The sequence below is a fragment of the Microcosmobacter mediterraneus genome, from assembly GCF_031846265.1.
GTDB lineage: Bacteria > Bacteroidota > Bacteroidia > Flavobacteriales > Flavobacteriaceae > Microcosmobacter > Microcosmobacter mediterraneus.
In genome coordinates this window covers 66,019-82,048 of sequence record NZ_JAVRIA010000007.1, presented here as the reverse complement: position 1 = coordinate 82,048, position 16,030 = coordinate 66,019, and the positions used below count along the sequence as shown (strand labels likewise).

Below are 16,030 nucleotides of genomic sequence, written 5' to 3'. Positions count from 1 at the left end.
TATGCTTAAAGTAACAATTATTGCAGGAGCAAGACCTAATTTTATGAAGATTGCACCAATTATTCATGAAATTAATAGAGTGAAATCTTTAGGAAATGACATAGATTTTCGTTTAGTACATACAGGTCAGCATTACGATAAAAATATGTCAGGTAGTTTTTTTGAGCAATTAGAAATTCCTGAGCCACATGTAAATTTAGAATCTAGTGGCGGAACTCAAGCTGAGCAAACAGCAAGTATTATGGTGAGTTTTGAAAAAGAATTACAAAACTTTCCAGCTGATTTAGTTCTTGTAGTTGGAGATGTTACATCTACCATGGCTTGTGCTATAGTAGCTCAGAAATTACATACAAAAGTTGCGCATGTTGAGGCAGGAATTAGATCTGGTGATTGGACCATGCCTGAAGAAATAAATAGGTTAGTAACTGATAGTATCACTAATTATTTCTTTACAACATCTAAGTTAGCAAATGATAATTTAAAAAACTCAGGCGTTTCAGACGATAAGATTTTTTATGTTGGTAATACCATGATTGATACGTTACTAAAACAGCGTTCTAATTTTATTAAACCTCAAATTTGGGACGAATTAGGTTTGGAAAACAAGAAGTATATTGTCATGACCTTGCATAGACCTGCAAATGTAGATGAGGAATTTGTTTTAAAGGAATTAATGCAAGAAATTATTGATAATTCTAAAGATTATCCACTTATTTTTCCAGTTCATCCTAGGACAGCAAAAATACTAGATCGCTTAGGGATTAATCATTCTAGATTATATAACGTACCGCCATTATCTTATTTAGAATTTAATTATTTGGTCGAACGAGCTAAAGCAGTAATTACAGATTCTGGAGGTATTACTGAAGAAACTTCAATAATGAGAGTACCTTGCCTTACTCTTAGAGATAATACAGAGCGACCAGAAACACTTACTTTAGGAACTAATGAATTGGTTGGAACTAATCCTAAAAATATAAAACCTTACCTAGATAAATTATTTAATAATGAATGGAAAACAGGTAATGATATACCGCTTTGGGATGGCGATACATCTAAAAGAATTGTAAAATCTATATTAAATCTTTTTTAAGTTTTAGATATTAACAATATTATTTCGACTAAATGACTCTATTTTGAAAGAAAAATATTACAAAAAAATAAAGACTTCCTAATAATCTATGGTTTCTTCGTTTAAATGTAAGATATTTGTAAAATTAGAAATAGATTGTTGTAAAAAACTGATCTACTATTAGATAAACGAATTTTAATCATTAGCCCTAGTGATACAAGAATTACTCTCATCATTTAACCCTAAAGAACACTTAGAGTTTATACTCATAGGTGCTTTTGTGATTGCTTTTATCATTTCATATACTACCTTTCCTACGATTCTTTATGTTACAAATAAGAAACACCTTTTTGATGAACCAGACGATAGAAGCGTTCACTCAGCAAAGACACCTACACTAGGAGGAATAGGTATTTTTTTCAGTTTAGTTGTTGTAATAACTATAGTTGGAGCTTTATTAAATACTAAGATATTATTACTGCTTTTAGGAGCGTTAACGATCTTATTTTTCTTAGGACTAAAAGATGATCTTACTATATTATCTGCTAGGAAAAAGTTTTTCGGTCAATTATTTGCAGCATTATTACTAATTGTCTTTACTGATACTAGAATTATTGGGTTTTCTAAAATTTTAGATGTAGATATATTACCATATTGGATATCTGTGATTTTCACTCTTTTTGTTTACATACTCATTGTTAATGCTTACAATTTAATTGATGGTGTAGATGGCTTAGCTGGTTCAGTTGGCTTATTAGCAAGTTTAGTTTTTGTTGTTTTGTTTATCAAAGCTAAGGAGTATAGTTTAGCTACTGTTTCTGTTGCTCTTGCAGGAGCCTTAATAGCATTTTTACGACTCAATTTTTCTAAAAAGAATAAGATTTTTATGGGTGATACAGGATCAATGATTGTTGGTTTTTTGTTAGCTTTTTTTACTATTAGTTTTATTTACAAAGCTCAAACAGATGTTCTAACTCAGTACCACAAAGCTGCTCCTGCATTAGCTCTAGCTCTCTTGTTTTATCCATTAATGGATACATTTAGAGTTTTTTTTATTAGAATTTTTATGTTAAAGACTAGTCCATTCAAGCCAGATAAAAATCATATTCACCATAAATTTATTGATAATAAATTTTCACACAAAAGTACTACAGTAATTATAATAGGGTTAAATCTAATTATTATTTTAATTGCATTTAATTGCTTAAATATGGATTTGAATAATCAAATATTGGCTTTGTTAGCCTATGGAAGTTTTCTCTATTGTATTCCTTTTGTGGTTAAAAAGTATAGTAACAAGAAAGGTGAAATCACAACTAATGTAGATGTTGAGCATAACACCTAAAAGTTATCGTTTCTTTTGTATTTGGTCTTAATGAGAGTATATTTGTTTTTTCAATAAAATTGTATGAGATTTTTACTTTTAATACTTCTTAGTGTAATTTTTTCATCTTGTGCATCAAAAAAAGAAGTTTTGTATTTCCAGGATGCAAAAGAAAAAGGAGCGTTAACGGTAAGTTATAAATCTCCTACTATTCAACCTAATGATATATTAGATATCAAGATAGAAACCTTAGTGCCAGAAGTTGCTATACCCTACAATAAAGGTGCAAATTCACAAATTCAGACAGCGAGTATAGATTTGTTGATGTTAAATGGCTATTTGGTTTCGACTGAAAATACCATAAACTTTCCTGTATTAGGAGAAATTTCTGTAAAAGGAATAACAACTAAGGCTTTAGAATCTAAAATTAAGAAACTTCTAGAAGAGGGAAAACATCTAATAAATCCTGGAGTGTATATTAGAATATTAAATGCTAAAGTTACCATCTTAGGAGAAGTAAACGCACCCGGAACATATAATTTTACCGAACAAAACATAAATATACTTCAAGCTTTAGGATATGCAAATGACCTTACAATTAATGGCGTAAGAGATGATGTTATGATTATTAGAGAGGTTGATGGTATTAGAACGATTAGTCACTTGGATTTAACTTCAGCAGAATTGCTCAATAATCCATATTATACTATACAGCCTAATGATATTATCTATGTTAACCAAAACAATCCTAAAGTGAAAACTGCAGGTTTTGTAGGAAATGTTGGTACTGTTTTAACAATAGCTTCACTTGCATTGAGTGTTACGATTCTATTAACACGATAAGATTAGTATATGAGTTTTACACAGCCACAGTATAATTTTTCTGTAGAAGATGATAGCTTAGATATTACAAATGAAATTAAAAGATATTTGAGATTTTGGCCATGGTTTTTATTAGCTTTAATTCTAAGTTTTATTGTGGCACACTTTTATTTAAAGTATACAACAAGTGTTTATCAAACTACAGCGAAAATTAAAATTTTAGATGAGTCTGAAGGATTAGAATTACCAACTTCTGCATTCGTTTTTAAGCGAGTAAATATAAACTTAGAAAATGAAATTGAGATTTTAAAATCGTATCTCATTTTAGAAAAAGTTGCCAAAAGTCTAAAATTAACATCAAGTATTTTTGAGGAAGGCACTATACAAACCTCTCAGGTAGAAAATCCACCATTTTTTTACGAACAAACAGTATCCTGTGATAGTATATTTAAGTCTGTATCTTATCAAGTTGATATTACGGAGAACGAATTAAAGATTACTAATCTTACTTCAGAAAAAGTTATATTAGCTCCCAATCACAATACTTTAGAAGTTGAGCATCGATTACCTTTTGAAATTACTATGGGTTCAAAAAATCAACTTCAAAAGAGTTTAGATAAACGATTTATCATAAAATTAAAACCTTTAAAAACAGTTGTACTAAATTTAAAGTCACAGATTAAAGCAGAACCCATTGGAGAGCAAAGTGATTTGTTAGAGCTTGCTATAAAAAGTCAAAGTAAAAATAGATCAGAAACTATTTTAGATACTTTAATTAGTGTTTTTGACTTTGATGGTGTTACAGACAGGAGGTCTGTATCTTTAAGAACCATGGAGTTTATAGAAGAACGTTTTAAATTTCTATCAGTAGAGTTAGATTCAATAGAAGACGAAAAAAAAGAATTTAAGCGAAAGAGTAATTTGGTGTATCTAGAGACAGATGCTGAATTGAGCCTTCAGCAGCGTACAGCCTCAGATAGTGAGCTTTTTAAAATCGAGAATCAGATTGCTTTATCAGAGTTGTTGAGTGATGCTTTACGTACTTCGAATATTAAATCTGATCTTTTGCCAGCAGATATAGGCATAGACAATGAAAGAATTAATCAGCTTATTAACGAATACAATACTATCGTTTTAGAAAGAGATAAGTTTATGGTTAGTGGAGGTGAAAATAACCCAAGTGTTGGCTTGTATGAGACTAAGTTGAAAGAACTAAGATCTAATATAGATAGATCAATTATTTCTTTTGGTAAACAATTACAGTTGTCAAAGAATCAACTTGTTTCTAGAAACCAACAATTTAAAGGTCAAGTAAGTGCCCTGCCTCAAAAAGAACAGTTGCTACGATCTATTGAGCGTAATCAAAAAATTAAGGAAAGTCTTTATTTGTTTTTGCTACAAAAACAAGAAGAATCTGCAATCAATTATGCAATTACCGAACCTTCAATTAAAGTCGTAGAAAATGCAATTTCTAATACTGATCCAATATCACCAAAATCTAATATTATTTATGCTGGTGCCTTTTTAAGTGGTTTGTTGCTACCATTTGGAATTCTGTATCTGATGTTTATGCTCAACAATAAACTTCAGAGCAAAGAAGATATTGATAAAATGAAATCTGACGTTTCTGTAATTGGTGAAATACCTAAAATTAAAGAAGTTAATCCAAAGATTTTTGAAGATCCTAATGATAGAAGTATTCTAGCAGAATCTTTTAGGATATTAAGCTCTAATGTTAATTTTATTTTAGGAAAAAATAAAGATGAAAAAGGTAAGGTTATCTATTGTACCTCTACAATAAAAGGTGAAGGAAAAACGTATATAAGTGTTAACTTATCATTAGCTCTTTCTAGTCTTAATAAGAAAGTACTTCTAATTGGAGCTGATCTTAGAAATCCTCAAATTCATTCACACATAAAAGTAGATAAGGGACAGACAGGATTGACAAACCTATTATATGATGTAACTTTAGACTGGAAAAACACTATAATTAAAGGTTTTGATAAGCATCATAATCATCATACTATAATTTCTGGACCAATACCTCCAAATCCTGCTCATCTTTTAACTAATGGTAATTTTGAGAATATAATTGAAGAAGCCAAAGATCTTTATGATTATATTATTGTGGATACAGCACCAACTATTTTGGTAACAGATACTATGCTTATTTCCGATTTAGCAGATGCAACAATTTATATAGCTAGGGCAAATTTCACTGAGAAAAATTTATTAAATTTCTCCAAAGATTTAAGTGAATCAGGTAAACTAAAAAATATGGCTTATGTATTAAATGGAGTAGGAGCCAATAAGTCGTATAACTATAGTTATAATTATGGCTATGGTTATGGTTATGGAGGAAAGTCTTAAATTATGAATTTGCCAAGCTCTTTAAATCTTTAATAGTTTCTGTTTGATTGTTGCTTTTAAAAATATAACTTCCAGCAACGAGTACATCTGCACCAGCATCAACTAAAGCTTTTGCGTTTTTATTGCTAACGCCTCCATCAATTTCAATACGAGTATCCAATCCTTGATCCAAAATCATTTTTCTAAGTTTCCTTACTCTAGCATAAGTCATATCCTCAAATTTCTGACCACCAAAACCTGGATTAATAGACATTAATAATACCATAAAACATTTAGGTAATATATCCTCTAAAACACTTACTGGAGTGGTCAAGTTTAATACTACACCAGCTTTACAGCCTACATTTTCTATTTGAGTTAATGTTCTATGTAGATGCACTGTAGACTCATGATGTACTGTGATTATATCTGCACCAACATTAGCGAATTCTTCAATGTAGCGCTCAGGTTTCTCTATCATTAAATGAACATCTAAAGGTTTTGTAGCATGCTTTTTAATAGCCTGAATAATAGGCATACCATATGAAATATTTGGCACAAAATGTCCATCCATAACGTCTATGTGAAACCAATCTGCATCACTATTATTAACCATTTCTACATCGCGTTGAAGATTGCCAAAATCGGAGGCAAGCATTGAGGGAGCAATTAAAACTGAAGACATTTTATAATAAGTTAATTTTAAAGTGGTAAAAATACTTTAAAAAAGTGAACCCTCGGTAATCAGCCGAGGGTTCTTTCATCAATCAAAAAACGAACAGTTATGTTTTGTAACTGTTGTTGTCTTTATTAAGTCGTAAAATGTTTACTAACCTAAATATGTTTTTAATATTTTGCTTCGAGATGTATGTTTTAATCTACGAATTGCTTTTTCTTTAATCTGTCTAACACGCTCACGAGTTAAATCAAAAGTTTCACCAATTTCCTCTAAAGTCATAGGATGTTGATTTCCTAACCCAAAATATAAGCGAATAACATCTGCTTCTCTAGGTGTTAAGGTTTCAAGAGCTCGTTCTATTTCTGTACGTAAAGATTCGTGTAATAAATCTTTATCAGGATTAGGAGATTCTCCACTTCGTAATACATCGTATAAATTAGAATCTTCTCCTTCTACTAATGGTGCATCCATGGATACATGACGTCCAGAATTCTTCATAGATTCTTTAACATCATTAATGGTCATATCCAATTCCTTAGCAATTTCTTCTGCAGAAGGGGGACGTTCATGACTTTGCTCTAAAAATGCAAATGTTTTATTAATTTTATTAATAGAACCAATCTTGTTTAGAGGTAAACGTACAATACGAGATTGTTCTGCTAATGCTTGTAAGATAGATTGACGAATCCACCAAACAGCATAAGAGATAAATTTAAAACCACGAGTTTCATCAAAACGCTGAGCAGCTTTAATCAAACCTAAATTACCTTCATTAATTAAGTCTGGTAAGGTTAAACCTTGATTTTGATACTGCTTAGCAACAGATACCACAAATCGTAAATTAGCTTTTGTTAACTTCTCTAAAGCAATTTGATCTCCTGCCTTAATACGTTGTGCTAATTCTACTTCCTCATCTGCTGTAATAAGATCTACTTTGCCAATTTCTTGTAAGTACTTATCTAACGATGCCGTTTCGCGGTTGGTTACCTGTTTTGTAATTTTAAGTTGTCTCATCTAAAATGTTTACTATTAATAATTTAAGGTGGAACAAAAGGTGTCCTCTTTATTATACGTAAAAAGTATAAATTTTGTTACAAAAAAAACTAAGTTATTTAATATGTAAGACACATAATGTAATTTAGGTCACATAGTTTACTTAGTTTTAAGAAACAAAAAAGCCTTACAATTTGTAAGGCTTTGTAATATATGAGGCACTATATTTTAATCCTCTTTCTTATCTTCTCTAGGTTTTCTATCGTCTCTACGATTGTCTCTGTTACGATTATCACGTCCACGATTATTTCCTCTATTGTCGCGTCCTCGATTATTATCTCTAGGAGGTCTTGGCTGCCAACCTTCAGGTTTTGGTAAAATTGCTTTACGAGATACTTTTTCTTTACGTGTTCTGGAATCTACACCAAAGTATTTTACATCAAACACGTCACCCATATTTACAACATCAGAAACATTTTCTGTACGTTCCCAAGCTAACTCACTTACGTGAAGTAGAACTTCATTACCTGGTGCTTCCATATATTCAACAACAGCACCAAAATCTAACATTTTAATGACTTTTACTTCATATACGCTACCAACTTCAGGCTTAAATAATAACGAATCAATTTTTGCCATTACAGCGTCAATTCCAGTACTACCAACACCAAGTACTTCTACAACACCTTCTTCAGTAACAGGGTCTTCATTAATAACGATAGTCGTTTCTGTTTCTTTTTGTAATTCTTGAATCACTTTTCCACCAGGTCCGATTAAAGCACCAATGAACTCATTAGGAATTCGTCTAGTCACCATTGTAGGTGCATGTTCTTTAACTTCAGCATTTGGTTGAGCAATGGTATCAGTCAGTTTTTCTAAGATATGTAAACGACCATCACGAGCTTGTTTTAGTGCATTTACTAAAATCTCGTAGGATAACCCTTTTACTTTAATATCCATTTGACAAGCTGTAATTCCATCAGCTGTACCAGTAACTTTAAAGTCCATATCACCTAAATGATCTTCATCACCTAAAATATCAGATAATACAGCATATTTACCAGAATCTGCATCTGAGATTAATCCCATAGCAATTCCAGAAACAGGTTTTGTCATTTGAACACCAGCATCCATCATTGCCATTGTTCCTGCACAAACAGTTGCCATAGAAGAAGAACCATTAGATTCTAAAACTTCTGATACAACTCTTACTGTGTAAGGACAATCTTCAGGCACCATACCTTTTAATGCACGTTGTGCTAAGTTTCCATGTCCAACTTCTCTACGAGATGTTCCACGGATTGGTCTTGCTTCACCTGTACAAAAAGGAGGGAAGTTATAATGTAAATAGAAACGTTCTTCACCTTCATAAGATGGCATGTCTATTTGGTTAGCATCTCTCGATGTTCCTAATGTAACTGTGGCTAATGCTTGAGTTTCTCCACGTGTAAATACTGAAGAACCATGTGTTGATGGTAAATAATCTACCTCGCACCAAATTGGTCTGATATCTGTAGTTTTTCGACCATCTAAACGTAACCCTTCATCTAAAGTTAAATTACGAATGGCTTCTTTTTGTGCTTTAGCTACATATTTATGAATTAGTTTTCCTAAATCATCTTGCTCTTCTTCTGTAAAAGAATTGAACACTTCTTCTTTAATTTCCGAAAATGCAGCACCTCTTTCATGTTTTGCAGAACCTGCTTTTGCAATGGCATATGTTTTATCATAAACCATATCGTGAATCTTCTTAGCTAAATCTTCATCAGAACGTTCTGGATCGTATTCACGAACTTCTTTTTTACCAACAGCTTCAGCCAAACGAATTTGAGCGTCACATTGTACTTTAATAGCTTCATGAGCAGCTTTGATAGCTTCGGTCATTTCTTCTTCAGAAATTTCATCCATTTCACCTTCAACCATCATCACAGAATCGGCAGATGCTCCAATCATCATATCGATATCAGATTCTGCTAATTGAGCTCTTGTTGGGTTGATTACGAATTCACCATCTACTCTTGCTACTCTAACTTCAGATATAGCGCATTCGAATGGGAAATCTGATAATTGAATTGCTGCTGAAGCAGCTAATCCTGCCATTGCGTCTGGCATTACGTCTTCATCATGAGACATTAACTGAATCATGACTTGTGTTTCAGAATGATAATCTTTTGGGAATAATGGACGTAAAACACGATCCACTAAGCGCATTGTTAATACTTCCCCATCACTTGGTCTTGCTTCTCTTTTGAAGAAACCTCCAGGATAACGCCCAGCTGCTGCAAACTTTTCTCTGTAATCTACTGTTAATGGTAAAAAGTCTACATCTGCTTGATGATAATTGGAAACAACTGTACATAATAACATACACTTTCCAGATTGCACCACAACGCTTCCATGAGCTTGTTTTGCTAATTTTCCGGTTTCGATAGAAATTTCTCTACCATCACCTAGGTCAATGACCTCTTTGTAAGTTTTTGGAATCATAAATTTTTTAATTCTAATTAAACATTGGTAGTTGTGTTGTGTAGTTGTTGTGAACCAATGAAAAACTGTAATTAGCTTCTTATATACGATTTTTAAACTCTATCGTATGAGTTTATTAAATCAAAAAACCACGCTAAAAGCGTGGTCTTTATATTGAGATTATTTTCTTAATCCTAATTCTTTAACTATGGCACGATATCTTAAGATATCTTTCTTAGTTAAGTAATCAAGTAAAGCACGACGCTTTCCTACTAATTTTACTAATGAACGCTCAGTATTGAAATCTTTACGATTTTGCTTTAAGTGTTCAGTTAAGTGATTAATTCGTTGCGTAAATAACGCAATCTGTCCTTCTGCAGAACCAGTATCATTTTTTCCTTTACCGTGTTTTGCGAAGATTTCTTCTTTTGCTTCTTTAGATAAATACATGCTAATATTTTTGTAAATGATTGTTATGTACTATGAAAGATTTTCTTTCAAGCGGCAAATATAATAATTTTTAAGGATTTAAAAGGTTTTTTATCGTTTGATTAAAAAAGCATGCATCACAATTAAACCTTTTTGTTTTCGTTGGGTCTTAACACCATATTAACAAATAAAATAATTAGTAATGAAACAACTATAGATATTCTTTATTTTTAATTCTAGACTAAAGAAATAATAGAAATTTATAGGAGTTGCTGAATGTTATTAAACATTTAGAAATTTAAAATCGAAACAAATGAAAACAACAAAATTTACAACAAAACTATGGTCACTGCTTGTGATTTTAGGATTGGCATTCACAGGATGTAGTGATAATGAATCTACTGAGGTAGATACACAACAACAAGATATATCAGAAATGCGCTTAGCTGCTGAAGTAGATGAAGCTTCATCAGCAATGGACGATATCGCAATTGATGTTTACGAAAAACAAGAAGCAAGTGAACTTGGAAGACGTGATGCAGAATTTGGTCTACCAGACTGTGTAACCGTTACTGTAGTGTTTGAACAAAATTCTAGAGAAGTTACTATTGATTTTGGTACAGAAGGCTGTGAGGTGAATGGTAACACGCTCAAAGGTCAGATTATACTTTCATGGGAAAGAAACCCTGAGGTTCAGCAAGTATTTATCTCTAAATCACTTGTAGGCTTTTACTTTAATGCAAAGAGTATAGAAGGTACTAAGACTATTTTGAAAGAATTATCTAATACTAATGGTAATCCCCAATTTACACATACCTTAAGTATTACTGTAACTTGGCCAAATGGAGCACAAGCCTCTAGAGAAGGTACTAAAGTTAGAGAATGGATTGAAGGAGCTTTAAATGGTATATTTAGTGATAATGTTTTTGAAGTAACTGGTAATTGGACCACTAACTTTGTTAATGGTAACACACATACATATGAAGTTATTACGCCTTTACGACGCGAGGTTATTTGCTACTATTTTGTAAGCGGAACAGTTGATGTACAACGCACAAATTTTGGAGGAACTTTTGATTACGGCGAGGGTGATTGTGATAACCAAGCAACCTTTACTTTTAATAATGGAACTGAAGTTCCGATTACTTTAAATTAAATTTTAAGTTGATTTTTTAAGTTGGTAATAGAAAGCCTCAGTAATTTTACTGAGGCTTTTTATAGTTAAGCTCTTAATGCTTGATTTGTAACTAAATCTATGTATAGATTTAGTTTATCCTTTAATTCTTTACGATGTGTTATAAAATCTAAGAAACCATGTTCTAATAAAAATTCTGATGTTTGGAATCCTTCTGGTAACTCTTGTCCTGTAGTATCTCTTACTACTCGTGGTCCAGCAAAACCTATTAAAGCACCAGGTTCAGAAATATTAATATCACCTAGCATTGCAAACGATGCTGTTGTTCCTCCTGTAGTTGGATCTGTACAGAGTGATATATAGGGCACTTTGGCATCTGCTAATTGTGCTAATTTTGCTGAAGTTTTAGCTAATTGCATTAATGATAATGCAGCTTCCATCATACGAGCACCTCCTGATTTTGAAATAATCATAAAAGGTGTCTTTTTCTTTAAGGCGTAATCTGCTGCACGAGCGATTTTTTCACCAACAACACTTCCCATGGAACCACCAATAAAGCTAAAATCCATACAAGCTATAACGAGATCTTTTCCTTTAGATTTTCCAACTGCTGTTCGTACAGCATCTTTTAGATTAGTTTTTGCTTGAGCTGCTTTTAAACGGTCTGGATATTTTTTAGTATCCTCAAATTTTAAAGGATCCTTAGATGTTAAGCCTGTATCCAACTCTTTAAATTTGTTATCATCAAACAAAATTTCAAAATATTCCTTACTGCCTATTCTTACATGATAGCCATCTTCTGGACTTACATAGTAGTTCTTTTCTAGTTCTTCGGTATCTATGATTTTACCAGTAGGGGACTTGTACCAAAGACCTCTGGGAGTATCTTTTTTTTCCTCAGTTGAGGTTGTTATTCCTTTAGTTTTTCGCTTAAACCAAGCCATATTCTATTGGATTAAATTTAGTTAGTTAGGTTGTAAAGTTATAAAGTATTTACATTATTTAGGTCTTCAAAGGCTTTTTTCAGTCTTTCAACAAAAGCATTTTCAGCTTCTCTGAGCCATTTTCTTGGGTCGTAATACTTCTTATTTGGCACATCGTCACCATCAGGATTACCTATTTGAGTTTTTAAATAATCGGCTTTATCATTAAAATAATCCCTTATGCCACTCATAAATGCATACTGCATATCTGTATCGATGTTCATTTTAATGACACCATAACCAATGGCTTCTCTAATTTCTTCTACTGTAGATCCAGATCCACCATGAAATACAAAATCAATATGATTGTGTGGTAGATTATGTTTTTTAGAAAGGAATTCCTGAGAATTTTTAAGGATTTTAGGTGTTAACTTTACATTTCCAGGTCTATAAACACCATGAACATTTCCAAAAGCGGCTGCAATGGTAAATTGGTCGCTTACCTTGCTTAACTCTTCGTAAGCATAAGCAACTTCCTCAGGTTGTGTATATAATTTTGAGGCATCGACATCACTATTATCAACACCATCTTCTTCGCCACCTGTTATACCTAATTCTATTTCAAGTGTCATTCCCATTTTGCTCATACGCTCAAGGTATGTTTTACAAATCTCAATATTTTCTTCAATCGGTTCTTCAGATAAGTCTATCATGTGAGAACTGTACAAAGATTTTCCTGTTTCTTTGTAATGTTGTTCACTGGCATCTAATAAGCCATCTATCCATGGCAATAATTTTTTGGCGCAATGATCTGTATGTAAAATCACTGGTACACCGTAAGATTCAGCCATTAAATGAACATGTTTTGCACCTGCAATTGAACCAGCTATTGCTGCTTTTTGGTCCTCATTAGACAAACCTTTTCCTGCATTGAATTGCGCTCCACCATTAGAAAATTGAATAATTACAGGTGAGTTTAAATCTCTAGCAGTTTCTAATACACCATTAATAGAGTTAGAGCCTACTACATTTACAGCAGGAAGCGCAAATCCTTTTTCTTTGGCAAGCTTAAATATATCTTGAACCTCTCTTCCTGTAGCTACTCCAGGTTTAATATTATGACTCATTTTTAGTTGTGTTTTAACTTAAATTTTGAAGGGTCAAAAATAAGACTTTTTAAAAGAAAAGGATAATGATTTAAGGATTTCAACACTAACAAGTGTTAGCGCATAGTTTTAGAAGGGGTAATTAATACCAATATTATAAACAGCGTTTCTAAAGTTATAATCATTAAACCATCGATTACCTAGCTCATAAGATGGATCGTAGGTTTTAAATCCAACATCAAAACGGACGATAAAAAATCTGAAATCGTATCGTAAGCCTAAACCAGAACCAATAGCAATGTCTTGTAGAGAATTAAAGTTTTTAAATGTTGCAGCATCATCTTCTACATTGTCTAAAACATTCCAGATGTTTCCAGCATCTAAAAACAAGGCGCCTTTAAAGCTTCCGAAAATATTAAAACGTTGCTCAAAACTAAGATGAATTTTAAGGTTTGCTTCATTAAATTCATTAGCTGTAATAGAGCTGCCAGGACCTAAATTATAGGCAGTCCAAGCTCTGTTGTCGTTTGGTCCTCCTGCAAAGAAACTTTTTGCAAAAGGAATGTTGTTAGAATTTCCATATGGTACTGCAATACCCAAATAACTTCGCATTGCAAATACACTATTTCTACCTAAATCCCAGTATTTGATATAGTCAAATTCTGCTTTAGCATATTGTGAGAATGCCACACCAAATATCTCGTATTGGTCATTTTGGTTTTTTTCTAAATTAAAGATATTTGAAACATTAGCTAAAAGATTGCCAGCGAGTTCAAAACGCATTTTAAAAGTAGAATAATCATTATCAAACAGACTTTCTTTCTTATCTTTTACATAATTAAAGCTAGAAGCGAATATAAGGTTGTCTTCAGTAAGCCTATCTTGTCGTTGGTTTATACTATTTATAGTGAAAAAATTTGGATCTGTTGAACCTATAGATGTATTGAGGTTTAACACATCATCTATGAACATATCAGCTCCATTTGGTATAGTAAGCACATCGTTTTGATTTATATAATTGATGTCTCTTGCTATATCTACAAGCCTATCATATGAGGTGTTGTAGACATTAAAATAGTTATTAGTATTAAGATTTTTTACATACTGAACATCAAATAAATCTAAGGTATTAGTTACCTTATCATTAGGATACCAATTGTAACTTAGAGCTCCAGAAAAGGTTTGTTTATCTAATCCAATATTGGTTTGGCTTGTAGCTGCAAGATTGATTCTTGTAGTAGGCGACATGTACTTTGGTATAATACGTTCAGTATTAAATGGGAAAAACATTCTTGGAATGGTAAGCTTAGCTGTAGCACCAAGTTCGTTAATGTCGAAAAAAGGATCATCAGGATTGTTACCATCTTTTGATGCACCAATGGTACCAATAGCAGAGATCTCTAAAGTTTCTGCACCTTTAAATATATTTCTAGTAATTAAACCAATACTTCCAGAAAACCCAACAGTTTGAATATTACTCTGAGAAATATTAGCTTCAATGCCTAAGTCGTATTTTTTTCTTGGAGATAATTGTATAAGTGCAGTTAGGGTAGAATCTTCATCATGTTCTATATACCTAATATCTGGTGCGTTAAATGTTTGTAACTCGTTTAAATATCTGTAAGTACGTGTTCTATCTAAGTCACTGAAAAACTTACCTTTAGAAATAAATATAGCATCAGTTATCGCTTTAGGTCTGTAAGCTAATTTGTTATAGCTGTAAAGTTTGTAATCATTGTAAGAAATACTATCGGTTAAGGGATTATTCTGGTTCTCAAATCTAGCATCTGTAATAATAGTAACATCTCTTATAGTGTATTGTTTAAAAGGAACTCTAACTGTAGAATCTGATGTTCTTATGGCTCTGTTAGCTATATTGAGTTTTGTATTTACCGTTTTTGTTAAGCCAAACGTATCGATATCAAAAGTTATGTAATCTTGAGCAAAATGATATACACCTTGATTACGCATAAAAGTGTTTATCCTTTCACGCTCTTTAGTGAAATTACTGTTTTTATACTGATCTCCTGTTTTTAATAGAGATCCTGTTTTAATTTTAGAGTACAGACTGTCAATAATTGGTGATTTTATATCTTTAACAATCGAATCTAATATATAAGGTTTACCTTTTATTATAGTATAATGAACGGTTGCTCTTTGCTTATCGTTGTAGTTAATGGTATAATCAGTTTTGGTTTCAAACCAACCTCTGTCAAAAAAATACTTACGTAACTGAGTTGCAGATTTTTTAGATTTTTCTTCATTGACAATAACAGGAGCTTCACCTGTTCGTTTAAGCCAACTGTTTAGTTTACCTCTTGAGTATATAAGACGATCTAGTTGTTTCTTTGAAAGTAGTTTAGTTTTTCTTTTTAATTTTTTTGGGTTTCCGTAGATTCTCTCTTTCATTATAGAATCTATATTTGGTCTTGCAAGATTAAAGACATGAAGACGTACAGGAGTTCCTAAAAGCGGAATTTTACTGTTTGGTTTTTGATAGATAAGGTTATTAATGTCTTCTGATTTTTCTTTTTTACCATCAATGTAAACCGTGTTTTCTGTCAATAAATAATCATCTTTTTTTACACGTTTTATAACATTGCAAGACAATACCAGAAAGCAGATACAAATAAGTTGTAATATGTATTTTATATGATGTTTCAAAAAGGAAGCTTACAATGCTATCTTAAATTAGTTATAATGCTCTTAAACAATAATTAGTCCAAAAAGTA

General features: G+C 32.0%; 12 protein-coding genes. 5 read left to right on the top strand and 7 right to left on the bottom strand.

All coding sequences use genetic code 11. The features are described from left to right. Position 1 precedes the first annotated feature (1 nt). From wecB to RM697_RS11965, 4 genes are all read left to right on the top strand, one after another. Positions 2 to 1,093 (top strand): non-hydrolyzing UDP-N-acetylglucosamine 2-epimerase, encoded by a 1,092-nt coding sequence (gene wecB, locus RM697_RS11980; RefSeq protein ID WP_311428138.1) that lies wholly within the window; start codon positions 2 to 4, stop codon positions 1,091 to 1,093. A gap of 190 nt (positions 1,094 to 1,283) precedes the next feature. Next, positions 1,284 to 2,417, top strand: a complete 1,134-nt coding sequence (locus RM697_RS11975; RefSeq protein ID WP_311428137.1) for an MraY family glycosyltransferase — start codon at positions 1,284 to 1,286, stop codon at positions 2,415 to 2,417. 63 nt (positions 2,418 to 2,480) lie between these two features. Continuing rightward, positions 2,481 to 3,239: a polysaccharide biosynthesis/export family protein gene (locus RM697_RS11970; RefSeq protein ID WP_311428136.1), complete on the top strand. Its 759-nt coding sequence runs from the start codon at positions 2,481 to 2,483 to the stop codon at positions 3,237 to 3,239. Positions 3,240 to 3,248: 9 nt separating this feature from the next. Further along, the gene (locus tag RM697_RS11965; RefSeq protein WP_311428135.1) at positions 3,249 to 5,588 is read left to right on the top strand and encodes a GumC family protein; all 2,340 of its coding nucleotides are present in this window, start codon (positions 3,249 to 3,251) and stop codon (positions 5,586 to 5,588) included. A 1-nt stretch (position 5,589) separates the two neighbouring features. Here RM697_RS11965 and rpe read toward each other — a convergent pair whose 3' ends face one another. The 4 genes from rpe to rpsO form a co-directional block, all read right to left on the bottom strand. Next, positions 5,590 to 6,252, bottom strand: coding sequence for a ribulose-phosphate 3-epimerase (gene rpe, locus RM697_RS11960; protein WP_311428134.1), 663 nt, complete (start codon positions 6,250 to 6,252; stop codon positions 5,590 to 5,592). A 144-nt stretch (positions 6,253 to 6,396) separates the two neighbouring features. Further along, entirely contained in the window at positions 6,397 to 7,260 is an 864-nt protein-coding gene (locus RM697_RS11955) for a sigma-70 family RNA polymerase sigma factor (RefSeq protein ID WP_094967995.1), read from the bottom strand. Between the two features lie 207 nt (positions 7,261 to 7,467). Then, the gene (locus RM697_RS11950) at positions 7,468 to 9,726 is read right to left on the bottom strand and encodes a polyribonucleotide nucleotidyltransferase (protein ID WP_311428133.1); all 2,259 of its coding nucleotides are present in this window, start codon (positions 9,724 to 9,726) and stop codon (positions 7,468 to 7,470) included. Between the two features lie 159 nt (positions 9,727 to 9,885). Continuing rightward, the gene (gene rpsO / locus RM697_RS11945; RefSeq protein WP_311428132.1) at positions 9,886 to 10,155 is read right to left on the bottom strand and encodes a 30S ribosomal protein S15; all 270 of its coding nucleotides are present in this window, start codon (positions 10,153 to 10,155) and stop codon (positions 9,886 to 9,888) included. Positions 10,156 to 10,447: 292 nt separating this feature from the next. Here rpsO and RM697_RS11940 point away from each other — a divergent pair, with 292 nt between their 5' ends. Beyond that, positions 10,448 to 11,290 carry a hypothetical protein gene (locus tag RM697_RS11940; RefSeq protein ID WP_311428131.1) on the top strand — a complete coding sequence of 281 codons (843 nt, stop codon included), beginning with the start codon at positions 10,448 to 10,450 and terminating at the stop codon, positions 11,288 to 11,290. A gap of 65 nt (positions 11,291 to 11,355) precedes the next feature. Here the strand turns inward: RM697_RS11940 and accD are convergent, their stop codons facing one another. From accD to tamL, 3 genes are all read right to left on the bottom strand, one after another. Further along, on the bottom strand, positions 11,356 to 12,213 hold the full coding sequence (gene accD / locus RM697_RS11935; protein ID WP_311428130.1) for an acetyl-CoA carboxylase, carboxyltransferase subunit beta: 858 nt from the start codon (positions 12,211 to 12,213) through the stop codon (positions 11,356 to 11,358). Between the two features lie 38 nt (positions 12,214 to 12,251). Beyond that, on the bottom strand, positions 12,252 to 13,319 hold the full coding sequence (gene fbaA, locus RM697_RS11930) for a class II fructose-bisphosphate aldolase (RefSeq protein ID WP_311428129.1): 1,068 nt from the start codon (positions 13,317 to 13,319) through the stop codon (positions 12,252 to 12,254). 108 nt (positions 13,320 to 13,427) lie between these two features. Continuing rightward, positions 13,428 to 15,962, bottom strand: coding sequence for a translocation and assembly module lipoprotein TamL (gene tamL, locus RM697_RS11925; RefSeq protein ID WP_311428128.1), 2,535 nt, complete (start codon positions 15,960 to 15,962; stop codon positions 13,428 to 13,430). Positions 15,963 to 16,030: the final 68 nt, after the last annotated feature.